Origin of the sequence: Arthrobacter sp. MAHUQ-56, assembly GCF_019710585.1 — a bacterium.
In the GTDB taxonomy this organism is placed as follows: domain Bacteria; phylum Actinomycetota; class Actinomycetes; order Actinomycetales; family Micrococcaceae; genus Arthrobacter.
Genome location: NZ_JAIFZQ010000017.1, coordinates 1 through 24,501 on the forward strand (window position 1 = coordinate 1; position 24,501 = coordinate 24,501).

The window sequence follows — 24,501 nt, forward strand, 5'->3', positions numbered from 1 at the left end:
GGCCCCTTGCCGCAAAAGCGCAAAGAACCCGTCCCTGACCGCATCCCCAAAAACGTACCCCGCCGGCATCGCAACACCCCTTCAACGGTTTCGTTGCAACGACCATATGAATCCGCCGAGGTCATAACGGCAGCTGCGCAGCAATCGATAAACCAACGACGACGGCCGGTGACCTTTCCTGGGAAAGGCCACCGGCCGTCGTCGTACTTCTTGTTCAGATATTGAACCCGAGGGCCCGCATCTGGTCCTTGCCGTCGTCCGTGATCCGTTCCGGACCCCACGGCGGCATCCATACCCAGTTCAGGCGCCAGTCGTCCACGACGCCGTCCAAGGCCTTGCCCACCTGCTCCTCGAGCACGTCGGTGAGCGGGCAGGCGGCGGTGGTGAGCGTCATGTCGATCAGCAGCGCACCGTCGTCGTCGGAGTACTTCAGGCCGTAAAGCAGCCCGAGGTCCACAACGTTGACGCCAAGCTCAGGATCGATGACGTCCTTGAGCGCCTCTTCGACGTCCTCCAGGGCCGTGCGGCCCGGCGTGATTTCGGTCATGGCAAGTCCTTACTAGGCCTGTGCTGCGGCCGCAGCCGCGATGCTGGCAGCGCCGGCGCCCTTGGCGTAGCGGTCGTAGCCCTCTTCCTCAAGGCGGTCGGCGAGTTCGGGACCGCCCTCTTCAACAACCTGGCCGTCCACGAACACGTGGACGAAGTCAGGCTTGATGTAGCGCAGGATGCGCGTGTAGTGCGTGATGAGCAGCGTGCCCATGTTTCCTTCGGCGTGGGCACGGTTGACGCCCTCGGAGACGATCTTGAGCGCGTCGACATCCAGGCCGGAGTCGGTCTCGTCCAGCACCGCGAACTTGGGCTTGAAGAGCTCCAGCTGGAGGATCTCCACGCGCTTCTTTTCGCCGCCGGAGAAGCCTTCGTTGACGTTGCGCTGGGCGAAGTCGGCGTCGATGCGCAGCTTCTCCATGGCGTCCTTGACGTCCTTGGTCCAGGTCCGCAGCTTGGGTGCTTCTCCGTCGATGGCGGTCTTGGCGGTGCGCAGGAAGTTGGTCATGGTGACGCCGGGAACCTCAACCGGGTACTGCATGGCCAGGAACACGCCGGCGCGGGCGCGCTCGTCAACGCTCATCGCCAGGACGTCTTCGCCGTCCAGGGTGATGGTGCCGTTGGTGACGGTGTACCGGGGGTGGCCTGCGATGGTGGAGGCCAGGGTGGACTTGCCCGAACCGTTGGGGCCCATGATCGCGTGGGTTTCACCGGTGCGGATGGTCAGGCTGACGCCCTTCAGGATCTCCTTGGTGCCCTGTTCCGTCTCAATGCTGACGTGCAGGTCCTTGATCTCAAGAGTTGACATGCTCTTCTTTCTTTTAGCTCGTAAGTCTGGTGCTGGCGGCAATCAGTAGTTGTCTACTGCCGCGCCGTTCAAAACGTTGGTGACGTCCACGTAGACGTCGTCGCCATCGAGCTCGACGGCGAACACCGGAACGGGATCGTAGGCGGGCAACTGCAGCGGCTGGCCGCTGCGCAGGTCGAACTGGGAGCCGTGGCCCCAGCATTCGATGGCGCAGCCTTCAACGTCGCCTTCGGACAGCGAAATGTCCGCGTGCGAGCAGGTGTCGCCGATTGCATGGATCTCGCCCATCGAATCCCGGACCACAGCCACCGGGTAGCCGTCGACCAGGATGCGCAGCGCCTGCTTGACCTTGATGTCACTGGCACTGCAGACCAGCTCGCCCTTGGGTGTCCCGCTCATGCGTTCCTGCCTGTCCCTTAGTTGTCCGTCGCCGCGAGTTCGCGTTCCACAGCCTCGGTCAGGCGCTCTTCGAGGGCCGGGACCTTGATCTGCTGGATGATCTCGTTGAGGAAGCCGCGGACCACCAGGCGGCGGGCAACATCCTCGGGGATGCCGCGGGCCATCAGGTAGAACAGGTGCTCGTCGTCGAAGCGGCCGGTGGCACTGGCGTGGCCGGCACCCTCGATCAGGCCGGTCTCGATTTCGAGGTTGGGCACGGAGTCCGCGCGGCAGCCGTCGGTGAGGACCAGGTTCTGGTTCTTCTCGTAGGAGTCGGTGCCTTCGGCCTGCTTCTGGATCAGCACGTCGCCCACCCAGACCGTGTGTGCACCCTTGCCCTGCAGCGCGCCCTTGTACAGGACGTTGGACTTGCAGTTGGGGACGTTGTGGTCCACGAAGGAGCGGTGCTCCAGGTGCTGGCCGGCGTCGGCGAAGTAGAGGCCCAGGAGCTCGGCTTCGGCGCCTTCACCGGCGAACCGGACGTTGGAGTTCAGGCGGACGATCTTGCCGCCAAGGGTTACGGCGATGTGCTTGTACACGGCGTCCTTGGCAACCTCGGCGTCGTGCTGGGCCAGGTGCTTGGCGTCGTCTTCCCACAGCTGCACCGAAACCACGGTGAGCTGGGCGCCCTGGCGGACCAGGACCTCCACGTTGCCGTTGTGGTCGGCGATGCCGCCGTGCTCCAGGATCACCACGCCGCGGCTGTTGGCCCCGGCTTCGATGACCACATGGGAGTTGCTGCGGCGGCCCGCACCCTTGCCGGTCAGGACAACGCGCACGGGAGCGTCCAGTTCAGCGTTCTCCGGGATGGAGATGAGCTGGGCGCCACCGGCGTTGGCGGAGGCGACGACGGCGGCACGGTCGGCGGGGACCAGGGTGGCACCACGGGGGGCCTCGCCTGCGCCGAGGATCCGCTGCACGACGGCGGCCGGCGCCTCGACGGAAACGTCCAGGACACCGTCTTCCGACGGAGCGTCGGACAACAGGTTGGACAGTTCCCGCACCGGGGTGAACCGCCATTCCTCTTCCCGGCCGTTGGGCACGGCGAAGTCGGCCACGTCGTGGCTGGTGAGCCGTTCGGCGCGGGAGGCCATGACCTGCGTGCCGTGGCTGTGGTGGCGGTCAACCTTGGAGGCGACCAGGTGTTCGCCCTCCTCGGTGAAGCCGGCGATCGACGGTGCGCCGATGCGCGCCTTTTCGGTGGTTGCTTCGGCAGTCATTAACCGACGGATCCTTCCATCTGGAGTTCGATGAGGCGGTTCAGCTCAAGGGCGTATTCCATGGGCAGTTCACGGGCGATCGGCTCGATGAAGCCGCGCACGATCATGGCCATGGCCTCGTCCTCGGGCATGCCGCGGGACATGAGGTAGAAGAGCTGCTCCTCGCTGACGCGGGAAACGGTGGCCTCGTGTCCCAGCTGGACATCGTCCTCGCGGATGTCGATGTACGGGTAAGTGTCCGAGCGGGAAATGGTGTCCACCAGGAGGGCGTCGCAACGCACGGTGTTGGCCGAGTGCTTGGCGCCTTCCCGGACCTGGACCAGGCCGCGGTAGGCGGCACGGCCGCCGCCGCGGGCAACGGACTTGGAGATGATGGAGCTCTTGGTGTTCGGTGCGATGTGCACCATCTTGGAGCCCGTGTCCTGGTGCTGTCCCTCGCCGGCGAAGGCGATGGACAGGGTCTCGCCCTTGGCGTGCTCACCCACCAGGTAGACGGCCGGGTACTTCATGGTGACCTTGGAGCCGATGTTGCCGTCAACCCATTCCATGGTGGCGCCGGCTTCGCAGACGGCGCGCTTGGTCACCAGGTTGTACACGTTGTTGGACCAGTTCTGGATGGTGGTGTAGCGGACGCGGGCGCCCTTCTTCACGATGATCTCAACGACGGCGGAGTGCAGCGAGTCCGAGGTGTAGATCGGCGCGGTGCAGCCTTCGATGTAGTGGACGTAGGAGTCCTCGTCGGCGATGATCAGGGTGCGCTCGAACTGGCCCATGTTTTCCGTGTTGATGCGGAAGTAGGCCTGCAGCGGGATGTCCACGTGGACGCCCTTGGGCACGTACACGAAGGAACCGCCGGACCACACTGCGGTGTTCAGCGAAGCGAACTTGTTGTCGCCCACCGGGATCACGGTGCCGAAGTATTCCTGGAAGATCTCCGGGTGTTCCTTCAGCGCGGTGTCGGTGTCCAGGAAGATGACGCCCTGGGCTTCGAGGTCCTCGCGGATCTGGTGGTAGACCACCTCGGACTCGTACTGGGCGGCCACGCCGGAGACCAGGCGGCTGCGCTCAGCTTCCGGGATGCCGAGCTTCTCGTACGTGTTGCGGATGTCCTCGGGCAGGTCTTCCCACGTGGCGGCCTGCTTCTCGGTGGAGCGGACAAAGTACTTGATGTTGTCGAAGTCGATGCCGGAGAGGTCAGCACCCCAGGTGGGCATGGGCTTGCGGTCGAAGTACTTCAGGCCCTTCAGGCGGAGGTCGAGCATCCACTCGGGTTCGCTCTTCTTGGCCGAAATGTCCCGGACTACCTCTTCATCGAGACCACGCCGTGCATTGGCGCCGACGTCGTTCTTGTCGGCCCAGCCGTACTCGTAGTTGCCGATGCCGTGGAGCTCGGGATTCTTTTCCAGAATCTCCGAGATCACAGTGTTTTCGGCTACTGCTTTCTCTGATAGTTGGTCCGTCATCACGGCCTTTCTTGCTGATGGTTGATTACTTCGTCCAGGCGGGCGGGGGCTGCGGCCGGCGCGGTGGCCGGTTTTGCAGACAGCCTGCCTGTAGGTATGTGGGTGGTGCACACGTGTCCGCCGCGGGCCAGGGTGGAAAGACGCCGGACGTCCACTCCCACCAGCCTTGAAAAGACTTCGGTTTCGACGTCGCAGAAGACGGGGAAGCGGGCCGCGAGCTGTTGGATGGGGCAATGGCCCTGGCACAGCTGGACGCTGGAAAGCGCAGCCGGCAGCGGCGCCTTGGCTTCAATGGAAGCCGTGGAGGCAACGAAGTTGTCCCGGCTCAAGGCCGCCGACAAGGCTGCTGCTCGGTCGCGGACATCGGGCCCGGCTTTTTCGATTTCCGGTGCGTAGCGCTTTTCCATGTCGGCGAAGCGCTCGACGGCGAAGGCGCGGACGGCGTCAGGACCGGCGACCTTCTGCAGTTGCTGGAGTGCCAGGGCGGCAATGTCCAGGTAGTCGTTGCCCAGGCTGGACTGGCCCTGGGAGCTGAGGACGTAGCGGCGGGCGGGACGGCCTGCGCCGGCGCCGGGCCTGGCGATCCGCTTCACCTCGATCACGCCCGCGCGGGAGAGGTGGTCCAGGTGACGGCGCACGGCAGCCGGGGTGAATCCCAGCATGTCGCCGAGTTCGGCCGCGCTGACGGGGCCGTGTTCCAGGACCGCCGAAAGGACGCGGTCACGGGTCCGCTCATCGGCGTCAGCCACTGGGCTGGATCCCGCGGGACCGGGCCCGGCGACGGGCGCAGCTGTAGCGTGGGTCATGGAATACACAACACAATCATGTCGTAATTTACTCCCGCACTCCAGTAAGGGCAGGCTGACCTTGGGTGCGCACCGATTATGACCAGGCCGCGGCTCCACTCCCCCGCAGGCGGCGGTGAATACTACATCCCGTAGAATACTGTGGTGCGATCCCCCCAATCCCCTGTCTTGTCCATCCATGGGCTCATCAAGGACGTTGGCCCCCTCTCCAGCCTGGACGGCAAAATGCTCCGGGTGGTGAGTGGCGTTTCACTCGTTGCCGAGCGGGGGCAGGTTACAGCCCTGCTGGGCGCCAACGGTGCGGGGAAGACCACCACCTTGGAATGCGCGCAGGGACTGCAGAAGCGCAGCGGCGGCACCATCTCCCTGCTGGGCCAGGACCCGGCCACGGCAGGGGCGGACCTGCGCGCCAGGGTAGGTGTGATGCTGCAGGACGGCGGGCTCCCGCCGTCGGCCCGTCCCCTTCCTTTGCTGCGGCACATCGCCGGACTCTACGCGCGGCCCTGGCCCGTGGAGGACCTGGTGGGCAGGCTCGGCATCGATGCCTTCAGCAGGACAGGCGTCCGCCGCCTTTCCGGCGGGCAGAAGCAGCGCCTGGCGCTTGCGGCGGCCCTGATCGGCCGGCCGGAAGTGCTCTTCCTGGACGAGCCAAGCGCGGGTCTCGACCCGCAGTCGCGGCAACTCGTGTTCGACCTGATCGCCGAACTCCGCGATAGCGGCATGGGAATCATCCTCACCACCCACCTGATGGACGACGCACAGCGCCTCGCGGACTATGTCTACATCATCGACGGCGGCCGGAACGTCGCCGAAGGAACCGTCCAGGAGCTCCTGCAGCGCAATCCCGGCGCAGACCAAGGCGCGGAACACGTGCGGACCCTGGTCTTCGAGGCCCCGCCGGGGCTGGACCTTTCCCGGGTGCTGCCGGACGGCGTGGACGTCTCCGAACCCCGCGCCGGCAGTTACACGGTGACCGGGACCCTGACGCCCGGCCACCTTTCCGCCCTGGCCCAATGGTGGGACCAGCAGGGCATCATGCCGGCATCAATGAGCCTCCAGGCGCGTAGCCTTGAAGACGTCTTTTTGGATATTTCGGGAAAGGACATCCGATGAGCCCGGCGGCAACGCAGCAAACCCAGCAGCCCGCGTCCCTGCTGCGGCGTGTCCTGTTGCAGGGCAAGTACGAGGCTTTGACGATGCTCCGCAACGGCGAACAGCTGATCCTCGCCGTCGTGCTGCCCCTGCTGGCGCTTGTCGGGCTGACGGTGACTCCGTTCCTGGACGGGATGGGCTCCAGCCGGATCAACGTTGCCGTTCCGGGCATCCTTGCCCTGTGCGCCATGTCCACGGCCTTCACCGGCCAGGGCATCGCCACCGGCTTCGACCGGCGGTACGGGGTCCTGAGGTTCCTGTCCACCACTCCCCTGGGCCGCGGAGGCCTCATCGCCGGCAAGGTGCTTTCCGTCCTGGCCGTCCTCTGCCTCCAGGTAGTGGTGGTAGGCGCTGTTGCCATGGCACTGGGCTGGAAGCCGGTGGCCGCAGGCTGGCTCCCCGGCCTGGCCCTCCTGGCTCTCGGGGCCGCAGCTTTCACCGCGCTCGGCCTGCTGGTGGCCGGGACAGTACGCCCGGAAGCCACCCTGGCCATCACCAACCTGCTGTGGATCCTGCTTGGGGCCATGGGCGGCATTGTCATTCCCGCCGAAAGGCTGCCCGCCGCAGCCCAGGCCGTGGTGCACTTCCTGCCCTCCGGCGCGCTGGGCGAGTCCATGCGTGCGGCCTTCCTTGGTGGCGCCCTGAACGGCGGCGCCGCCCTCATCCTGCTGCTCTGGACCGTTATCGCCGGGGCAGCAGCCATCCGTTGGTTCAAGTGGAATTGAGATCATTGTGAGCACGGCTTCACGCCTCCCCCAGCTGGCAGGCCTACTGGCGTCACGGCTGCCGCGTACCGTGGACGCGCGCGTCCGCCGCCTCGCCGTCGCCTCCCTGATCGGCCAGACCCTGCTGGTGGTCACCGGAGGCGCGGTGCGCCTGACCGCATCCGGACTGGGCTGCCCCACCTGGCCACGCTGCACCTCCGACTCGCTGGTCAACACGCCGGAAATGGGCATCCACGGCTTCATCGAGTTCGGGAACCGGCTGCTGACGTTCGCGCTGGCCGCGGTGGCTGCCCTGATGCTGGTGTACCTGTGGAACCTGAGGAAGGAACGCAAGGACCTGTTCCTGCTGGCACTGGGACTGCTGGCCAGCATCCCGGCCCAGGCCGTGATCGGCGGCGTCACCGTGCTGACCAACCTCAACCCCTGGGTGGTGGGCCTGCACTTCCTGGTCTCCATGGCCCTGGTGGTCTTCGCCACCCTGCTGGTCAACCGGGCCTTCGGCCGGACCGGCCGCGTCATGTCCTTCCGGCACCAGGCATTGCCGGGGCTGCTGCGTCCGGTGACGGCCGCCGTCGCGCTTTTCTCCGCCGCAGCCGTGATGCTGGGGGTTGTGGTGACGGGGGCTGGCCCGCACGCCGGCGACGCCGACGCTCCGCGCAACAACCTGGACTGGGACCTGTTTTCCCACATCCACGCCGTGCCGGCCTACCTGGTGACGGCGGGGACGCTGGTGGCGCTGGTGGTCGTATTCAGGCGCCGCATTGCCGGGCCGTTCCGGACCGCGGTCCTGGGACTCCTCGGGGTCACCGTGCTCCAGGCTGTCATCGGCTTCACCCAGTACTACAACGGCATTCCCGCACTCCTGGTGGCGGCCCACATGCTGGGCGCCGCGCTGCTCATGGCCGCCTCAACAAACGCCTGGGACATCGCCCGTTCCAGCCCCGTGGACTAGTCCAGCCCCCCGCAGGCCTCCGGGCAGCTGGAAAAGGCGCCCCGGTACCGTTTGGAACCGGGGCGCCTTTGCCTGTCGCGAATGGACCGTCCGGCCTAGCCGCGGTTCAGCGCGCCGGCATGGTCCTTCTGTCCCGCGGTCACCGCCGAGTCGAGGTTGCCTATGCCGTCGGCAGTGATCTGCAGGACCCGGGCGGTGGCAATGTCGTAGAACAGGCCCATGGCCTGCAGCCGTCCAGCCGACAGCGCCGGTCCTGTCACGGGATGGCTGCGCAGCTTACCCAGCTGCACCGCAACGTTGACCATCGCCAGCTGGTCCACTGTGCTGTAACCTGCGGCAGCTGCCTGCCTGCCAACGGGATGGCCTGCCAGCAACTCCAGGTGGCTGGGCCGCGCATGGTCAAGCCAGGCGTTGAACCCCGAACCGAGGAGCCCGATGTCCTCCCCGGACGCTTCGCCAAGCACAGCCTTCATGGCACCGCAGTTCGAGTGCCCGCAGATGACCACCGTCTCCACGTCCAGGCCGTTGACCGCGAAGGACAGCGCCGAGTCGATTGAGCTGTCCCGGTGGTCATTGCAGACCACGTTGCCGATGTTCCGCAGCGTGAGCAGGTCGCCGGGGCCGCTGCTGGTGATCAGGTTCGGGTTGACGCGGGAATCGACACAGGCAACGAACAGGGTGTCCGGGTTCTGCGCGTCGGTGAGATCCTGCACCAGGGGGCGGACCTGGCCGGAGAACCGGCGGTGGTACTTGTCAATGCCGTGCAGGAGCGGTTCCTGCCGGGGTGGAAGTGGCAGTTCGGACGCTTCCTCGCGCCGGGGCGCCTGGTGTGCCGCGTCCTGGAACAGGGTGTTCCCGTGCTCTTCGAGGTGGACCGAACCCCCTGCAGCCTGGTGCTGGAGCTGCCAGGCGAGCAGGGCTTCGCGGAAGGCGTGGTCCACGTAGTCCGCGTTCAGTTCGACAACCACCCCAGTGCCGGCGGGTATGGAGTGCAGGACGCCATTCAGCCGCGGAAGCGCAAAGAAGCTGCATGAGCCGGCTATGGTGACCCGCCACGACGACGACGGCGGGGCAGGCGGGTGGGCATGGATGGCGGTCCGCAGCATCCGCCAAAGCACGCTGGCCGCTGCCAGGGCGAGGCCGATCATGACGCCTTCGAGCAGGTTCAGGAAGACCACGCAGAGGAGCGTTGCCGCATAGATGGGAAGGTCGCCGGTGCGCAGGCTCGTGCGGATGTCGGCCACCTTGATGAGGCGGGCACCGATCACGATGAGCAGCCCGGCCAGGACGGCCAGCGGGATCAGCTGGATCAGTCCGGCGAAGAGGGCCGAGAAGGCCAGGACCCAGACGCCGTGCAGTACGGCGGAGGTCCGGGTGGCAGCGCCCGCTTCGACGTTGGTGGCGCTGCGGACGATCACGCCCGTGACGGGGAGTCCGCCAAGCGAGCCGGAAACCATGTTTGCTGCGCCCTGGCCAATGAGCTCGCGGTTGAGGTTGGTGCGGGGTCCGGTCTGCATCTTGTCCACCGCCACGGCGGACAGCAGGGACTCGATGCTGGCGATGAGGGCCATCGTCAGGACGGCGAAGGCGAAGGCACGCCAGTTCCCATCGGGGAGTTCCGGCAAGGCAACCGCATCAAAGATCGAGCCGTCCAGGGCGATGCGTTCGACGCCGGGCGCGAAGGCCACCGACAGGGCGGTGCCGGCTGCAACGGCGGCGAGTGGGCCGGGGACACGCCGGACCACCGCGGGCAGGAATCTCCAGCAGAGCAGGATCGCAACCACCGCCAGCCCCAGCAGGGCTGCGTGCAGTTCGAGGTTGGTGATGGCGGCGGGCAGGGCAACGAGGTTCTCAAAAGCGGAGCCGGCGGGCCGGGACCCCAGGAGCACCTGGAGTTGCTGCAGGATGATGGTGATTCCAATACCGGCCAGCATGGCTTTGACGACCACCGGAGAGACGGCCAGGGCCGCCCGGCCTACGCGGCTGATCCCCAGCAGGAGTTGCACGACGCCGGCAGCGGCCGTGATCGCGCACGTCACCTGCCAGCCAAATTCCTGGACCAGTCCGGCAACCACCACTGTCAGGCCGGCCGCCGGACCGCTCACCTGCAGCGGTGACCCGCCGAGGCTGCCGGCGACGATTCCGCCGACGGCGGCTGCGATAAGACCGGCCATGATGGGGGCGCCGGAGGCGGCGGCGATGCCGAGCGAGAGTGGCAGGGCGACGAGGAAGACCACCAGGGACGCCGGCACATCTGCGCCAAGGTGGGTGAACGGCGTGCGGAAACGCGTGAAGCGGCTGCGGCCGTCCTTTCCTCCCGGCGGGCTGTGGCTGGGAGCAGGAATGGTGGAGGGTCGGGCTTCCATGATTCTCCTTCGTTTGAGGATAGGGTCCGCTCCACCGTAAGCAGGTAGTCACGCCCAGTGACACGAAAAGTGACGGATGTGACAAAAATGTCATAGGCGCTGTGAGGCCCCATCACCTTCGACTGGCGCAGATGGCATTCAGGACGTGATGGGGCGCTTCCCGCTTTGGGGCAGGGGGCGAGGGGGCGTCAAGTCCTGGCTGTTAAACCGGAAGCGGCCCCATGAGATGGGGCCGCGTCCGGTTTGTTGCAGTGAGGGGGCTGCTCTTCCTAGCCCACCAGGGCGGGTCCGACGAACGGATCGACGGCCAGGGCGATGAACAGCAGGGTCAGGTAGCTGATGGACCCGTGGAAGACCTTCATGGCCCGCTTGTCAGGGATGTCCTCGCGCTGCGCGCGTGCGTACAGGGCGTGTGATTCGTAGAGGAACCAGGCGCCGGCCAGCACGGCGGTCACGGTGTAGACCCAGCCCGCTCCGCCTGCCGGGACCATGAGCAGTGAGCAGGCCACCATGGCCCAGGCATAGAGGACAACCTGGACGGAAACCACCTTCGCGCCGGCAATGGCGCCGAGCATGGGAACGTTCGCGTTGCGGTAGTCCTCGCCATAGCGCATGGACAAGGGCCAGTAGTGCGGCGGCGTCCACAGGAAGATCACCATGAAGAGGATGATGGCGGGCCACTCCACCGAGTTGGTCACTGCGGCCCAGGCAATCAGGACCGGGAAGCAGCCTGCCGCACCGCCCCACACGATGTTCTGCGCGGTGCGCCGCTTCAGGATCATGGTGTAGATCACCACGTAGAAGAAGATGGCACCCAGTCCAAGCCAGGCCGAGAGCGGGTTGGCCCCGAACCACAGGATCACAATGGCCGCGGCACCCAGGAGCCACGAGAACACCAGCGCTTCGCGGGGGGTGACTTCGCCGGTGACCAGCGGCCGGTTCTCGGTACGGTGCATCAGCTTGTCGATGTCCCGGTCGATGTAGCAGTTGAAGGCACCGGCACTGCCGGCGGCGAAGGCGCCACCCACCAGCGTGGCCAGGATGAGCCCGATCGAGGGAAAGCCGCGCTCCGCGTAGATCATGGTGGGCAGCGTGCTGACAAGGAGCAGTTCAATGACGCGCGGCTTGGTGAGGGCGAGATACGCCTTGGCCTTGCGGGCAAACCCGGCGCCGGTGGCCCGGGATGCGTTCAGCGGCGTATCTGTTGTGCTCACGGTGGCAGTCACCCGTTCTGTGTGGCAGTTGCGGCTGGCAGTGCAGCTCCGGTCTTGCGGCCCGCAGCCCGGGCACGCCGCGGAAGGATCAGATCCGGTGGACCGTGCGAGAGCCTGGTAACTCCGGACGGCAGTAGTGGCACACCCGGTGTTGGCCTCAAATATCATACCGCGCCGCCACGGGCCTTCCGGCCTGTCCATATGCGCAATTGATCGCTCGCATGCCGATTCGAGCAGATTAACTCAAGCTGCCGTCAGGGTGATTCACAAAAGGGGAAATTGCGTCCAAAACGTGAGATTTGCGCCGCCCGAAGTATGGATAACGGCTAAGCTGGCAGCAGGTCAGCCCGCATGAAGGAAGTAGCGGAAAACGCATTCCGAAGCACGCGGTGGCTGAGTCAAGGATCCACGTTTCGATGGCGACTGGGTACACCCGCGACGGGCGCCATACAGCGCGCCTGCAGCCGAACCAGGTGTACCGGCGCGATCAGCACAGAGAGGGGCCCGGTTTTCGTGCCACATTTGGAAGAGCAAGAACTGTCATGGACCAGCTTGGACCAGAAGGCGGTGGATACCATCCGCGTGCTGGCTGCGGATGCCGTGGAGAAGGTGGGCAATGGCCACCCGGGTACGGCGATGAGCCTTGCTCCGGCTGCGTACCTGCTGTTCCAGAAGCTGATGCGCCATGATCCCCGCGATCCGCAGTGGCTGGGCCGCGACCGCTTCATCCTGTCCCCGGGCCACACGTCGCTGACGCTTTACATCCAGCTGTTCCTCAACGGCTACGGGCTGGAACTCAAGGACCTGGAGGCGCTTCGCACCTGGGGTTCATTGACCCCGGGCCACCCGGAATACAAGCACACCGCGGGCGTGGAGATCACCACCGGCCCGCTGGGCCAGGGCCTGGCCTCCTCCGTGGGCTTCGCCTACTCCCAGCGCCGCCAGCGCGGCCTGTTCGACGCCGATGCCCCCGCCGGCGAGTCGCCCTTCGACCACACTGTCTGGGTCATTGCGTCCGACGGCGACCTCCAGGAAGGCGTCACTGCCGAGGCTTCCTCGCTGGCAGGCCACCAGGAGCTCGGCAACCTCGTGGTCATCTACGACGAGAACCACATCTCCATCGAAGACGACACCGACATCGCGTTCACCGAGGATGTCCTCAAGCGTTACGAAGCCTACGGCTGGCACACCCAGCGGGTGGACTGGACCAAGACTGGCGAATACAAGGAAGACGTGCAGGAGCTCTACAGCGCTCTGCTCGCGGCAAAGGCAGAGACCTCCAAGCCGTCCATCATCTCGCTGCGGACCATCATCGGCTACCCGGCACCGAAGAAGCAGAACACCGGCAAGATCCACGGTTCCGCCCTCGGCGCCGAGGAAGTCGCAGCGCTGAAGGACGTGCTGGGCTTCGACCCTGCCAAGTCCTTCGAGGTGGACCAGGAAGTCCTGGACCACGCCCGCCAGGTGGTGGACCGCGGCGCGGCCGCCCGCAAGGAATGGGAAGAGTCCTTCAACGCCTGGCAGGAAGCCAACCCCGAAGGCGCGGCCCTGCTGCAGCGCATCGAGGCGCAGGAACTGCCCGAAGGCATCGACGCTGCCCTGCCGGTCTTCGAAGCCGGCAAGGATGTCTCCACCCGTGCCGCATCGGGCAAGGTCCTGAATGCCCTGGGCCCGGTCCTGCCCGAACTCTGGGGCGGCTCAGCGGACCTCGCCGAGTCCAACAACACCACCATCGAAGGCTCGCCGTCGTTCGTTCCGGCCTCCAAGCAGACCGGCGCCTGGTCCGGCAACCCGTACGGCCGGGTGCTGCACTTCGGCATCCGCGAACACGCCGCAGCCTCGATCGTGAACGGCATCAGCCTGGCGGGCAACACCCGCGCGTTCTCGGGCACGTTCCTGATCTTCTCCGACTACCAGCGCCCCGCCATCCGCCTCGGCGCCCTGATGGGTGTCCCGTCGCTGTATGTCTGGACGCACGACTCCATCGGCCTCGGCGAAGACGGTCCCACCCACCAGCCGGTGGAACAGCTCGCCTCGCTGCGCGCCATCGTCGGCCTGGACGTCGTCCGCCCCGGCGACGCCAACGAAGTGGCAGCGGCCTGGAAGACCATGCTGGAAAACCACGCCAACCCCGCAGGCATCGTCCTGACCCGCCAGAACATCCCCACCTGGGAACGCGGCACGGGCGACGCCGACGGCGACACGTTCGGTTCCACCGCGGGTGTTGCCAGGGGCGGCTACGTCCTGGCGGAGGCTTCCAAGGACGGCGCCACCGTCCCGGCCGACGTCATCCTGATCGCCACCGGCTCCGAGGTCCAGCTCGCCGTGAAGGCCCGCGAAGCCCTCCAGGCCGAAGGCATCGCAGCCCGCGTCGTGTCCATGCCCTGCGTTGAGTGGTTCAAGAAGCAGGACGCCGCGTACCGCGAATCTGTCCTGCCCGCTGCCGTCAAGGCCCGTGTCTCGGTAGAAGCAGGACTGGCCCTGGGCTGGCAGGAATTCGTCGGTGACGCCGGCCGTTCCATCAGTCTCGAGCACTACGGCGCTTCCGCCGACTACAAGCGCCTGTTCCAGGAGTTCGGCATCACCGCAGAAGCAGTGGCCGCCGCTGCCAAGGACTCCCTCTCCGCCCTCCAGGCCTGAACCTAAACTTCTAGGAGATCAACACCATGACTACCCCCACCCAGCAGCTCTCCGACGCCGGAGTTTCCATCTGGCTCGATGACCTTTCCCGCGGACGCCTGGAAACCGGCACCCTCCGCAAGCTCATCGAGGAGAAGAACGTGGTCGGCGTGACCACCAACCCGTCCATCTTCCACGCCGCGATCACCACCGGCACCGACTACGACGCCACCATCGCAGCCCAGGCCGCAGCCGGTGCCAGCGTCGAGGACACCATCTTCGAAATCACCACCACCGACGTCGCCGACGCCTGCGACCTGTTCGCCCCCGTGGCCGCAGCCACCAAGGGCGTCGACGGCCGCGTGTCGATCGAAGTAGACCCGCGCCTGGCCTGGGACACGGCAGGTACCATCGCCGAGGCGAAGCACCTGTACAAGAAGGTCAACAAGGACAACGTCCACATTAAGATCCCGGCAACGCTCGAAGGCCTCGAAGCGATCACGGCTACCCTCGCCGAGGGCATCAGCGTCAACGTGACCCTGATCTTCTCCCTCGAGCGTTACCGTGCCGTCATCAACGCCTTCCAGTCGGGCCTGGAGCAGGCCAAGGAAAACGGCCACGACCTCTCGAAGATCCACTCCGTGGCCTCGTTCTTCGTCTCCCGCGTGGATACCGAAATCGACAAGCGCCTCGATGCGATCGGCACCGACGAAGCCAAGGCCCTCAAGGGCAAGGCCGGGCTGGCTAACGCCCGCCTCGCCTACCAGGTCTACGAGGAGCTCTTCGCCACCGAGCGCTGGGCCCTGCTGGCCGACGCCGGCGCACTCCCCCAGCGCCCCCTGTGGGCATCCACCGGCGTGAAGGACCCCGCCTACCCGGACACGCTTTACGTGACCGAACTGGTGGCACCCGGCGTCGTGAACACCATGCCGGAGAAGACCCTCGACGCCACCTTCGACCACGGTGTGGTTACCGGTGACACCGTCACCGGTACCTACGCGGAAGCCAACGCCACCCTCGACGCACTGGAGAAGCTCGGCGTCTCCTACAACGACGTCGTTGCCATCCTCGAATCCGAGGGCCTGGACAAGTTCGTGGCCAGCTGGAAGGAACTGCTGGCCGACGTCGAAGGCGCACTCGCCGCTGCACGGAAGGCCTCCTAACCACCCATGAGCACACTCAGCTACGAAGCCACCGGTGCCGCACAGCAGGCACTGGAACAGCACCTCCCCGCCCTGGTTGAGGACCGGATCGCCACCCGGATCTTCGCGAAGGACCACACCTTGTGGGGCCCCGACGCGGAGTCCGAGTCGGCCATCCGCCTCGGCTGGGTCGAGGCGGCCACCGTCTCCCAGCCTCTGGTCAAGGAAATCCTGGAACTCCGCGACGCCCTCCGGGCCGAAGGGGTTACCCGCATCGTGCTTTGCGGCATGGGCGGGTCCTCGCTGGCCCCGGAGGTCATCGCAGGCACCGCCGGCGTCGAGCTGACTGTGCTGGACAGCACGGACCCGGACCAGGTCCGTGCTGCCCTGGCGGAGCGCCTGGCCGAAACTGCCATTGTGGTTTCGTCCAAGTCCGGGTCCACCGTTGAGACCGACTCCCAGCGCCGGGTCTTCGAAAAGGCGTTCAACGACGCCGGCATCGACGCAAACAGCCGGATCATCATCGTCACCGACCCCGGCTCCCCCCTGGACAAGGCTTCCCGCGAGGCCGGCTACCGCGCCGTCTTCAACGCCGACCCCAACGTCGGTGGCCGCTTCTCCGCCCTGACCGCTTTCGGCCTGGTGCCGTCCGGCCTGGCCGGCGTGGACATCCGGGCCTTCCTGGACGAGGCCGAGGAAGCAGCCGAAGTCCTCAACGAGGACGCACCGGAGAACATCGGCCTGGCGCTGGGTACCGCGCTGGGCGGAACCAGCCCGCTGCGCAACAAGATCGTCATCGCCGAGGACGGCTCCGGCATCGTGGGCTTCGCCGACTGGGCGGAACAGCTCATCGCCGAATCCACCGGCAAGCTGGGCACCGGTGTCCTCCCGGTTGTCGCCGGTCCCTCATCGCCCGAGGCGAAGACCGGCGCCGACGACGTCCTGGTGGTGCGCCTGGTCGGCGCCGACGCCGACGTCGAACTCGGTGCCAACGAGGTTGCCATCGCCGGCGGCCTCGCGGCGCAGATGATGGTGTGGGAGTTCGCCACCGCAGTGGCCGGACGCCTGCTGGGCATCAACCCGTTCGACCAGCCGGACGTCGAAGCTGCCAAGGTGGCCGCCCGCGGACTCCTGGACGCGCAGCCCGAGCCTACTCCGGCCGCCTTCGTCGACGGCGCCATCGAGGTCCGCGGCGGCGAGTGGCTTGGTGCTGCCGCAACGGCCGAAGAAGCAGTCCGTGCCCTGCTGGATACCCTTCAGCCGGACAGCTACCTCAGCGTCCAGGCCTACTTCGACCGGCTGGCGTTCGCTCAACTCGAAGGCGTACGCGATGAGCTGGCCGCAGCAACCGGCCGTCCGGTGACCTTCGGCTGGGGACCGCGCTTCCTGCACTCCACCGGCCAGTTCCACAAGGGCGGCCCCGCCATCGGAGTGTTCCTCCAGGTCACTGCCGCGCCCACGGAAGACCTTGCCATCCCTGACCGTCCCTTCACCTTCGGTGAACTCATCACCGCCCAGGCGGCAGGGGACGCCCAGGTCCTGGCAGAGCACGGCCGTCCCGTGCTGCGCCTCCACCTCACCGACCGTGCCGCCGGCGTGGCGCAGCTGCAGGACATCGTCGCTGCCCTGTCCGCCCGCGCATCCGCAACCGAAAGCTAAGGCGCAGAAGCAACCATGCCAGAAACTGAATACGGCAGGAAGGGCGCGGGCCGCGGGCGTAATCCGCTGCGCGATCCGCGTGACCGCCGTTTGAACCGGATTGCCGGTCCGTCGTCGTTGGTCCTTTTTGGGGTGACGGGTGACTTGGCCCGGAAGAAGTTGATGCCGGCTGTTTATGACCTTGCGAATCGTGGGTTGTTGCCGCCGAGTTTCGCGCTGGTGGGGTTTGGCCGGCGTGCGTGGAGTGACGCCGATTTCGCCGCCCAGGTGAAGGACTCGGTGCAGGCGCATGCGCGGACGCCGTTTGATGAGGCGGTGTGGAACCAGCTCTCGGAGGGCATCCGGTTTGTCCAGGGCGAGTTCGACGACGACGCGGCGTTTGAGCGCCTGGGCGAGACCATCAAGGAACTCGACGATGTCCGGGGCACCCGGGGGAACCACGCGTTTTATTTGTCGATCCCGCCCAAGGCCTTCGAGCAGGTCTGCCGGCAGTTGTCCAAGCACGGCCTGGCGCAGGCTGAGGGGGACAAGTGGCGGCGGGTGGTGATCGAGAAACCCTTCGGCCACGACCTGGAGTCGGCGCGGAAGCTCAACGACATTGTCGAGTCGGTGTTCCCGCCGGACGCCGTGTTCCGGATTGACCATTACCTGGGCAAGGAGACGGTGCAGAACATCCTGGCGCTGCGGTTCGCGAACCAGTTGTTCGAGCCGTTGTGGAACGCGAACTACGTGGACCATGTGCAGATCACGATGGCCGAGGACATCGGCACCGGCGGCCGCGCCGGGTATTACGACGGCGTGGGTGCGGCGCGGGATGTCATCCAGAACCACCTGCTGCAGCTGCTGGCGCTGACGGCGATGGAGGAACCGATCTCGTTCAACGCCGATGACCTGCGCGCGGAGAAGGAAAAGGTCCTCGCCGCGGTCAAGCTCCCGGACGATTTGTCGACGCATTCGGCACGGGGGCAGTTCACCGGCGGCTGGCAGGGCGGGGAACAGGTCCAGGGCTACCTGGAAGAAGAGGGTATCCCTGCCGATTCGACCACGGAGACCTACGCGGCAATTCGGGTGGACATTCACACCCGGCGTTGGTCCGGGGTGCCGTTCTACCTGCGCGCCGGGAAGCGGCTGGGCCGCAGGGTGACGGAGATCGCGGTGGTGTTCAAGCGCGCCCCCAACCTGCTCTTCCGTGACCACGGGGAGGATGATTTCGGGCAGAACGCGGTGGTGATCCGGGTCCAGCCCGATGAGGGTGTGACCATCCGGTTCGGGTCCAAGGTTCCCGGCACCCAGATGGAAGTCCGCGATGTGACGATGGACTTCGGGTACGGGCACTCGTTCACCGAATCCAGCCCGGAAGCCTACGAACGGCTGATCCTGGATGTGCTGCTCGGTGAGCCGCCGCTGTTCCCCCGCCATGAGGAAGTGGAGCTGTCCTGGAAGATCCTTGACCCGTTCGAGGAATACTGGGCCTCCCTGGGTGAGCAGCCTGAACCCTATGCCCCCGGCTCCTGGGGACCCTCCTCTGCTGATGAGCTGCTGGCCCGTGACGGACGAACCTGGAGAAGGCCATGATCGTTAACCTGCCCGATACCACCACCTCGAAGGTCTCCAAGGAACTGATGGCCCTGCGCGAGCAGGGCGGCGTGATCGCCCTGGGCCGGGTCCTGACCCTGGTCGTGGTCACGAAGTCGGGGCTGGAGGAAGAAGCGATCGAGGCCGCGAACGACGCCTCCCGCGAACACCCCTGCCGGATCATCGTCCTCGCCGACGCCGGGAAGGACCACGCGGACCGGCTCGACGCCCAGATCCGGGTCGGCGGGGACGCCGGCGCGTCGGAGGTGATCGTGCTGCGCGGCTACGGCCAACTCGCGCACGAATCCGAATCCCTCGTCGCTGCATTGCTGCTCCCGGACGCACCCATAGTGGCCTGGTGGCCGCACGGCGCCCCGCAGAACGCCTGCGAGACTTCCATCGGCGCGATCGCGCACCGCCGGATCACCGACTCCGCGAATGAACCCGACCCCCAGGCCGCCCTCGAGCGCATCCACCGGACCTACAAGGCCGGTGATACCGACCTCGCCTGGACACGCCTAACCAACTGGCGCATCCAACTCGCGGCCGCACTGGACGAAGCCGACTCCTCCCCGGTCACTGCGGTCGCAGTGGAAGGAGCGTCGGACTCGCCGAGCACCATCCTCCTGGCCGCCTGGCTCACGCTGACCCTGGACGCACCTGTCACCATCGTCGCGGACCCGGCCGGGACGGGCATACGCCGCGTCCGGCTCACCCGCCCGGGCGGTGACATCCAGCTCTTCCGGCCCGGGCTCTCCATCGCCGAACTCACCCAACCCGGCCAACCGGCGCAGCGCATCTCCCTGCCGCGCCGCAGCCTCCGCGACTGCCTCGCCGAGGAACTGCGCCGGCTCGACCCGGATGAAGTGTTTGGCGAAGTGATTACTATGGGACTGCCACGAACCAATCTAAGGAGCGTCCGACCCAGTGAGCGTTGACCCAAGAGTAAGCATTCATCCTGATTCGTCCGTCCTCATGGCTGCCATCGCGGCGCGCCTGATCACCAAGCTCGTTGATGTGCAGGACAAGTACGGCGAAGCCACCGTGGTGCTCACCGGGGGAACGGTGGGTATCGGCACGCTGAAGGCTGTTGCTGACTCTCCGGCGGCGCCCGCCGTCGACTGGTCGAAGGTCAATTTCTGGTGGGGGGACGAGCGTTTCGTCGCGTCGGCCGACCCGGACCGGAACACCAAGCAGGCGTTCGATGCCCTGCTGTCACACATCCCGGTGGACCCTGACCGGGTCCACTCCCCGGGATCGTCCGATGACTTCGGCACGCCGGAAGAGGCAGCGGACGACTATGCCCGGCAGCTGCGTGATGCTGCCGCCGCCGAACACGCTGCCGACATGTCGGATGACCGGCCAGAGGAGCCTTCGTCCCTCCCCCGGCTGGATGTGGTGCTGCTCGGTGTCGGTCCTGACGCCCATGTGGCGTCGCTCTTCCCCGAGCAGGCCGGAATCCGCGAGAAGGAGCGGACGGTGGTTGCCGTGCGGAATTCGCCCAAGCCACCGCCGCTGCGCGTTTCCCTGACCCTGCCGGCCATCAACACTGCAGCGGAGGTGTGGATGGTGGTGGCAGGCGAGGACAAGGCCGGTGCGGTAGGGCTGGCTCTGGCGGGCGCGAACCCTGTCCAGGTGCCTGCCGCGGGGCCCCGGGGCACATCCCGTACCCTGTGGCTGATCGACGAGAACGCGGCCTCACGTGTCCCGCAGCAGCTCGTCCGGAAGGACGCCGCGGGCGCGTAGCTTTTCCAGCGCTCCGGCCAGGACGTCTTCTGCGTCCTGGCCGGAGCGCCGCTCTTTAACGTATTCAAGGTGGCTCTTGTAACCGTCGTCAAACGGGTCGTCCGCAGCCGCTGCCTGTCCGTCCCGGGAGGCAATCCCACCGCATCTCCGGCAGTCCCATGTCAGCGGAATCTGGTCCTCCGGCATCTTCAGGAAGACAGGCTGGGTCTCATGGCCTTTCGCGCACCAGTACGATACCCGGATGCGCGGCAGCGGATGGGGGCTCGGATCGCTCGACTGCAGGCTGGATCCGGAACCTGCGGTAACGCCGGCACGGGTACCCCGGAAGCCAGATGCTGGATGGACCATTGCAACTCCTGCCGTGAAGCGGAACGCTGGAGCGTCCGCGGCTTAAACAGAACTGTGGCTGCCGGGTGAACCGACAGCCACAGTCTAGATGGCCGGGAGGGACTGCAGCAGTGCCGCAAGACCCTATCCGCGAAGGGTTTTACGAGTCGCCGCCACTGAAGCGCATGATCAGGCCGAGCGCGATGATGACCACGCCCCAGGTCACCCCCAGGATGATGGTGAAGCGGTTCAGGTTGCGTTCCGCCACACCCGATGAGCTCAGCCCGGAGCTCATCCCGCCGCCGAACATGTCGGACAGGCCACCTCCACGCCCCTTGTGCAGGAGGATCAGCAGCGTCAGCAGGAGGCTGGTGATGCCCAGGAGGATCTGCAGGATGACATGAAGAACGTCCACGACGGCCTTTCGGAAGTTGGAATTGCTGGAGTGTGCGCTGGTGCCGGACTAGTCCGTGACCAGGTGGCTCTCGAACCTGACAATATTAGCAAACTCGGCCGGATCGAGGCTGGCGCCACCCACCAGGACACCGTCCACGTCGGGTTCCTGCAGGATGGCGGCGGCGTTGTTCGCCTTGACGGAACCGCCGTAGAGCAGGCGGGTCTTGGCTGCCACGTCGGCTCCGAAGATGGTCTGCAGTTCCGCCCGGATGGCGGCGCACATTTCCTGTGCGTCCCCGGGGCCTGCCACCTCTCCGGTGCCGATGGCCCAGACAGGCTCGTAGGCCACCACGAGTTCGGCTGCCTGCTCGTTGGTCAGCCCCGCTACGCCGGCGCGGAGCTGCTGGAGGGTGTGCTCCACGTGGGTTCCGGCCTGGCGGATTTCCAGTCCTTCACCGACGCAGAGGACGGGGGTTATCCCGTGCTTGAAGGCGGCCTTGACCTTGGCGTTGAGGACGTCGTCGGACTCGTTGTGGATGGTGCGGCGTTCGCTATGGCCCACCAGCACGTACTTGCACCCGAGCTTGGCCAGGAACTGGCCGGAGATGTCCCCCGTGTAGGCGCCGGAATCGAACTGCGACAGGTCCTGGCCGCCGTAGGCAACCTGAAGGTCGTCGCCCTGGACAAGCGTCTGCACACCGCGCAGGTCGGTGAACGGCGGGAAGACGGCAACCTCCACCCGGCTGTAGTCGTGCTTGGCATCGGAGAGGGTCCAGGCCAGCTTCTGCAGGAGGGTGATGCCCTGCACGTGGTCCATGTTCATCTTCCAGTTGCCCGCGATGAAGGGCTTGCGGTCAAAAGCGCCGTTCGTTGACGTTGTCACGTAATCTCCAAAAAAGTACTTGATATGTGTTCGGCCGGCAGGCTGCCACAGGCAACCTGCCGGCCGGAGGACTGCAAAGTCCATTTGTGCAGCGGCCGCGGGGCTAGCGGTCCAGGACGCTGAGCCCGGGCAGTTCCTTGCCCTCGAGGTATTCCAGGCTGGCGCCGCCGCCGGTGGAAATGTGGCCGAACTGGTCGTCCGCGAAGCCCAGGGTGCGGACTGCCGCCGCGGAGTCGCCGCCGCCCACCACGGTAAACGCATCGGTCTCCGTCAGGGCCTGCGCGATGGCACGGGTGCCGGCTGAGAACGCCTCGAATTCGAAGACGCCCATGGGACCGTTCCAGAAGACCGTGCGTGCGCCCTTGATCCGCTCCGCGAAGGCGGCCGCCGAGTCCGGTCCGATGTCCAGGCCGATGCCCTGGGCCCCGAAGCTGCTGCTTTCGATGGCGTCCGCCGGGACGGTTTCATGGGCGGCGTCGGCAGCGAACTTCTCCGCCACGACAACATCCGTGGGCACCACGAATTCGGTGCCGGCGTCCGCTGCCCGCTTCAGGTAGTCCTGGACCACGGGGATCTGGTCTTCTTCCAGCAGGCTGGAAGCCACCTTGTGGCCGGCCGCGGCGAGGAAGGTGAACAGCATGCCGCCACCCACCAGGATGGTGTCTGCCTTGCCCAGCAGGTTGTCGATGACGGCGAGCTTGTCCGAAACCTTGGAACCGCCGAGCACCACCACGTAGGGGCGCTGCGTATCTGCGGTGAGCTTGCGCAGCACCTCCACTTCGGTGTGCACGAGGTCGCCGAGGTAGGACGGCAGCCGGGTGGCGACGTCGTAAACGCTGGCGTGCTTGCGGTGCACAGCCCCGAAGGCGTCATCCACGTACGCTCCGTTGCCGCCCGTCAGGGCCACCAGCTCGTCAGCGAAGGCGCCGCGCTCGGCGTCGTCCTTGCTGGTCTCACGGGCGTCGAAGCGCACGTTTTCCAGGACCAGCACCTCGCCGTCCTGCAGCGAGGCTGCAGCTTCCTTGGCGGAGCCGCCTACCGTGTCCCCAGCCAGGGAGACCTTGAAGTCCGCGAGTTCCGCAAGGCGGGCCACGGCGGGCTTGAGGGAGTACTTTTCCTCTGGGGCGCCCTTGGGGCGTCCGAGGTGGGCTGTTACCAGCACGCGGGCACCGGCGTCCGTGAGCTTTGACAGCACTGGAAGTGAGGCCTTGATGCGGCCGTCGTCAGTGACTGTAGAGCCGTCGAGCGGCACATTCAGGTCACTACGAACCAGAATGTACCGCCCGCGGACACCTTCAGCGATGAGTTCGTTGAGGGTGTGAAGTGTCATGTGTCTAACCCTAGCCCAGCTTGGCTGCCACAAGCTCCGTAAGGTCGACGAGGCGGTTGGAGTAGCCCCATTCGTTGTCATACCAGGAAACAACCTTGACCTGGTTGCCGATGACCTTGGTCAGGCCGGCGTCGAAGATGGACGAGGCGGGGTCACCGACGATATCGGAGGAGACGATGGGCTCTTCCGTGTAGGTCAGGAAGCCCTGCAGTTCCTCGGACTCGGCGGCACGCTTGAGGGCGGCGTTGACTTCCTCCACGGTGGTCTCGCGGGAGACCGTGACGGTGAGGTCGGTGGCGGAGCCGGTGGGCACGGGAACGCGGATGGCATAGCCGTCCAGCTTGCCCTTGAGCTCCGGCAGGACCAGGCCGATGGCCTTGGCGGCACCGGTGGAGGTGGGGACCATGTTGATGGCTGCGGCGCGTGCACGGCGCAGGTCCTTGTGCGGGCCGTCCTGCAGGTTCTGGTCGGCGGTGTAGGCGTGCACGGTGGTCATCAGGCCGCGCTCGATGCCGAATTCATCGTTGACCACCTTGGCCAGCGGGCCGAGGCAGTTGGTGGTGCAGGAAGCGTTGGAAATGATGTTGTGCTTGGCATTGTCGTACAGGTGGTGATTGACACCCATGACAATGGTGATGTCCTCATCCGACGCGGGAGCGGAGATCAGGACCTTCTTGGCGCCTGCATCGATGTGCTTCTGCGCGTCGGCCGCCTTGGTGAAGAAGCCGGTGGATTCAATGACGATGTCCACGCCGAGCTCACCCCAAGGCAGGTTGGCGGGGTCGCGCTCGGCCAGGACCTTGACGACGTTGCCGTTGACGACGATGTTGCCGTCCTTGACCTCGATGGTTTCCTTCAGGCGGCCGCCTACGGAGTCGTACTTGAACAGGTGCGCCAGGGCCTCGGGGCTGGTGAGGTCATTGACGGCAACGATTTCCAGGTCCGCGCCCTGGGCAAGCGCTGCGCGGAAGTAGTTGCGGCCAATGCGGCCAAAGCCGTTGATACCAATACGGGTCGTCACTTTTACAGTCTCCTTGGTGCTTTCAAAAGCACTACTAGTTGAGCGGGCGTTCAAGCCAACTAACAGATCCCGCACGCCATTGGGCAGAGATGATGAACACGGAGGGCGACCAG

General features: G+C 66.2%; 22 protein-coding genes. 9 read left to right on the forward strand and 13 right to left on the reverse strand.

What is annotated here, in order from left to right; translation table 11 throughout:
• Window positions 1–214: 214 nt before the first annotated feature.
• Genes K4G53_RS10315 through K4G53_RS10340 form a run of 6 tightly spaced genes read right to left on the reverse strand, consistent with a single transcriptional unit; the run spans window position 215 to window position 5,281 of the window.
• Window positions 215–547 (reverse strand): metal-sulfur cluster assembly factor, encoded by a 333-nt coding sequence (locus tag K4G53_RS10315; protein ID WP_009357674.1) that lies wholly within the window; start codon window positions 545–547, stop codon window positions 215–217.
• Between the two features lie 12 nt (window positions 548–559).
• Entirely contained in the window at window positions 560–1,354 is a 795-nt protein-coding gene (gene sufC / locus K4G53_RS10320; RefSeq protein WP_221385625.1) for a Fe-S cluster assembly ATPase SufC, read from the reverse strand.
• A gap of 42 nt (window positions 1,355–1,396) precedes the next feature.
• Window positions 1,397–1,753 carry a non-heme iron oxygenase ferredoxin subunit gene (locus K4G53_RS10325; protein WP_221385626.1) on the reverse strand — a complete coding sequence of 119 codons (357 nt, stop codon included), beginning with the start codon at window positions 1,751–1,753 and terminating at the stop codon, window positions 1,397–1,399.
• Window positions 1,754–1,770: 17 nt separating this feature from the next.
• Window positions 1,771–3,012, reverse strand: coding sequence for a Fe-S cluster assembly protein SufD (gene sufD, locus K4G53_RS10330; protein WP_221385627.1), 1,242 nt, complete (start codon window positions 3,010–3,012; stop codon window positions 1,771–1,773).
• On the reverse strand, window positions 3,012–4,475 hold the full coding sequence (sufB, locus tag K4G53_RS10335; protein ID WP_043454764.1) for a Fe-S cluster assembly protein SufB: 1,464 nt from the start codon (window positions 4,473–4,475) through the stop codon (window positions 3,012–3,014). The genes sufD and sufB overlap by 1 nt, the downstream gene beginning before the upstream one ends.
• A complete protein-coding gene (locus K4G53_RS10340; RefSeq protein WP_260323507.1) occupies window positions 4,475–5,281 on the reverse strand; it encodes a metalloregulator ArsR/SmtB family transcription factor in 807 nt (268 codons plus the stop codon). The genes sufB and K4G53_RS10340 overlap by 1 nt, the downstream gene beginning before the upstream one ends.
• Window positions 5,282–5,425: 144 nt before the next feature.
• Here K4G53_RS10340 and K4G53_RS10345 point away from each other — a divergent pair, with 144 nt between their 5' ends.
• Genes K4G53_RS10345 through K4G53_RS10355 form a run of 3 tightly spaced genes read left to right on the forward strand, consistent with a single transcriptional unit; the run spans window position 5,426 to window position 8,110 of the window.
• Window positions 5,426–6,394 carry an ABC transporter ATP-binding protein gene (locus K4G53_RS10345; protein WP_221385629.1) on the forward strand — a complete coding sequence of 323 codons (969 nt, stop codon included), beginning with the start codon at window positions 5,426–5,428 and terminating at the stop codon, window positions 6,392–6,394.
• Window positions 6,391–7,158 (forward strand): ABC transporter permease, encoded by a 768-nt coding sequence (locus K4G53_RS10350; protein ID WP_221385630.1) that lies wholly within the window; start codon window positions 6,391–6,393, stop codon window positions 7,156–7,158. The genes K4G53_RS10345 and K4G53_RS10350 overlap by 4 nt, the downstream gene beginning before the upstream one ends.
• Window positions 7,159–7,165: 7 nt before the next feature.
• Window positions 7,166–8,110: a heme A synthase gene (locus tag K4G53_RS10355; RefSeq protein ID WP_221385631.1), complete on the forward strand. Its 945-nt coding sequence runs from the start codon at window positions 7,166–7,168 to the stop codon at window positions 8,108–8,110.
• A 95-nt stretch (window positions 8,111–8,205) separates the two neighbouring features.
• Here the strand turns inward: K4G53_RS10355 and K4G53_RS10360 are convergent, their stop codons facing one another.
• Together K4G53_RS10360 and K4G53_RS10365 are read right to left on the reverse strand one after the other, a co-directional pair.
• The gene (locus K4G53_RS10360; protein WP_221385632.1) at window positions 8,206–10,476 is read right to left on the reverse strand and encodes a bifunctional SulP family inorganic anion transporter/carbonic anhydrase; all 2,271 of its coding nucleotides are present in this window, start codon (window positions 10,474–10,476) and stop codon (window positions 8,206–8,208) included.
• 269 nt (window positions 10,477–10,745) lie between these two features.
• Window positions 10,746–11,702 (reverse strand): heme o synthase, encoded by a 957-nt coding sequence (locus K4G53_RS10365; protein WP_221385633.1) that lies wholly within the window; start codon window positions 11,700–11,702, stop codon window positions 10,746–10,748.
• A gap of 510 nt (window positions 11,703–12,212) precedes the next feature.
• Between K4G53_RS10365 and tkt the strand changes: the two genes are divergently transcribed.
• Genes tkt through pgl form a run of 6 tightly spaced genes read left to right on the forward strand, consistent with a single transcriptional unit; the run spans window position 12,213 to window position 20,431 of the window.
• Complete coding sequence (gene tkt / locus K4G53_RS10370; RefSeq protein WP_221385634.1) at window positions 12,213–14,330, forward strand: transketolase; 2,118 nt, start codon at window positions 12,213–12,215, stop codon at window positions 14,328–14,330.
• A gap of 26 nt (window positions 14,331–14,356) precedes the next feature.
• The gene (gene tal / locus K4G53_RS10375) at window positions 14,357–15,472 is read left to right on the forward strand and encodes a transaldolase (RefSeq protein WP_221385635.1); all 1,116 of its coding nucleotides are present in this window, start codon (window positions 14,357–14,359) and stop codon (window positions 15,470–15,472) included.
• A 6-nt stretch (window positions 15,473–15,478) separates the two neighbouring features.
• Complete coding sequence (locus K4G53_RS10380) at window positions 15,479–17,110, forward strand: glucose-6-phosphate isomerase (RefSeq protein ID WP_221385636.1); 1,632 nt, start codon at window positions 15,479–15,481, stop codon at window positions 17,108–17,110.
• 15 nt (window positions 17,111–17,125) lie between these two features.
• Window positions 17,126–18,685, forward strand: a complete 1,560-nt coding sequence (gene zwf, locus K4G53_RS10385) for a glucose-6-phosphate dehydrogenase (RefSeq protein WP_221385637.1) — start codon at window positions 17,126–17,128, stop codon at window positions 18,683–18,685.
• On the forward strand, window positions 18,682–19,623 hold the full coding sequence (locus tag K4G53_RS10390; RefSeq protein WP_221385638.1) for a glucose-6-phosphate dehydrogenase assembly protein OpcA: 942 nt from the start codon (window positions 18,682–18,684) through the stop codon (window positions 19,621–19,623). The genes zwf and K4G53_RS10390 overlap by 4 nt, the downstream gene beginning before the upstream one ends.
• A gap of 37 nt (window positions 19,624–19,660) precedes the next feature.
• Window positions 19,661–20,431 carry a 6-phosphogluconolactonase gene (gene pgl / locus K4G53_RS10395; protein ID WP_374226162.1) on the forward strand — a complete coding sequence of 257 codons (771 nt, stop codon included), beginning with the start codon at window positions 19,661–19,663 and terminating at the stop codon, window positions 20,429–20,431.
• Here the strand turns inward: pgl and K4G53_RS10400 are convergent.
• The 5 genes from K4G53_RS10400 to gap all read right to left on the reverse strand — a co-directional run bounded on the left by K4G53_RS10400 (window position 20,384) and on the right by gap (window position 24,388).
• A complete protein-coding gene (locus tag K4G53_RS10400; RefSeq protein ID WP_221385640.1) occupies window positions 20,384–20,779 on the reverse strand; it encodes an RNA polymerase-binding protein RbpA in 396 nt (131 codons plus the stop codon). The genes pgl and K4G53_RS10400 overlap by 48 nt on opposite strands.
• Before the next feature lie 139 nt (window positions 20,780–20,918).
• Window positions 20,919–21,173, reverse strand: a complete 255-nt coding sequence (secG, locus tag K4G53_RS10405) for a preprotein translocase subunit SecG (protein WP_142133911.1) — start codon at window positions 21,171–21,173, stop codon at window positions 20,919–20,921.
• A 48-nt stretch (window positions 21,174–21,221) separates the two neighbouring features.
• On the reverse strand, window positions 21,222–22,037 hold the full coding sequence (tpiA, locus tag K4G53_RS10410; protein WP_221385641.1) for a triose-phosphate isomerase: 816 nt from the start codon (window positions 22,035–22,037) through the stop codon (window positions 21,222–21,224).
• A 103-nt stretch (window positions 22,038–22,140) separates the two neighbouring features.
• Window positions 22,141–23,367, reverse strand: coding sequence for a phosphoglycerate kinase (pgk, locus tag K4G53_RS10415; protein WP_221385642.1), 1,227 nt, complete (start codon window positions 23,365–23,367; stop codon window positions 22,141–22,143).
• A 10-nt stretch (window positions 23,368–23,377) separates the two neighbouring features.
• Window positions 23,378–24,388 (reverse strand): type I glyceraldehyde-3-phosphate dehydrogenase, encoded by a 1,011-nt coding sequence (gene gap, locus K4G53_RS10420; protein WP_221385643.1) that lies wholly within the window; start codon window positions 24,386–24,388, stop codon window positions 23,378–23,380.
• Window positions 24,389–24,501 lie beyond the last annotated feature (113 nt).

What these genes read in the sequence shown, in the direction of transcription:
- K4G53_RS10315 (WP_009357674.1), bottom strand. Translation starts at nt 547, where the DNA reads ATGACCGAAATCACGCCGGGCCGCACGGCCCTGGAGGACGTCGAAGAG.
- sufC (WP_221385625.1), bottom strand. Translation starts at nt 1,354, where the DNA reads ATGTCAACTCTTGAGATCAAGGACCTGCACGTCAGCATTGAGACGGAA.
- K4G53_RS10325 (WP_221385626.1), bottom strand. Translation starts at nt 1,753, where the DNA reads ATGAGCGGGACACCCAAGGGCGAGCTGGTCTGCAGTGCCAGTGACATC.
- sufD (WP_221385627.1), bottom strand. Translation starts at nt 3,012, where the DNA reads ATGACTGCCGAAGCAACCACCGAAAAGGCGCGCATCGGCGCACCGTCG.
- sufB (WP_043454764.1), bottom strand. Translation starts at nt 4,475, where the DNA reads ATGACGGACCAACTATCAGAGAAAGCAGTAGCCGAAAACACTGTGATC.
- K4G53_RS10340 (WP_260323507.1), bottom strand. Translation starts at nt 5,281, where the DNA reads ATGACCCACGCTACAGCTGCGCCCGTCGCCGGGCCCGGTCCCGCGGGA.
- K4G53_RS10350 (WP_221385630.1), top strand. Translation starts at nt 6,391, where the DNA reads ATGAGCCCGGCGGCAACGCAGCAAACCCAGCAGCCCGCGTCCCTGCTG.
- K4G53_RS10360 (WP_221385632.1), bottom strand. Translation starts at nt 10,476, where the DNA reads ATGGAAGCCCGACCCTCCACCATTCCTGCTCCCAGCCACAGCCCGCCG.
- tal (WP_221385635.1), top strand. Translation starts at nt 14,357, where the DNA reads ATGACTACCCCCACCCAGCAGCTCTCCGACGCCGGAGTTTCCATCTGG.
- K4G53_RS10380 (WP_221385636.1), top strand. Translation starts at nt 15,479, where the DNA reads ATGAGCACACTCAGCTACGAAGCCACCGGTGCCGCACAGCAGGCACTG.
- zwf (WP_221385637.1), top strand. Translation starts at nt 17,126, where the DNA reads ATGCCAGAAACTGAATACGGCAGGAAGGGCGCGGGCCGCGGGCGTAAT.
- K4G53_RS10390 (WP_221385638.1), top strand. Translation starts at nt 18,682, where the DNA reads ATGATCGTTAACCTGCCCGATACCACCACCTCGAAGGTCTCCAAGGAA.
- pgl (WP_374226162.1), top strand. Translation starts at nt 19,661, where the DNA reads ATGGCTGCCATCGCGGCGCGCCTGATCACCAAGCTCGTTGATGTGCAG.
- K4G53_RS10400 (WP_221385640.1), bottom strand. Translation starts at nt 20,779, where the DNA reads ATGGTCCATCCAGCATCTGGCTTCCGGGGTACCCGTGCCGGCGTTACC.
- pgk (WP_221385642.1), bottom strand. Translation starts at nt 23,367, where the DNA reads ATGACACTTCACACCCTCAACGAACTCATCGCTGAAGGTGTCCGCGGG.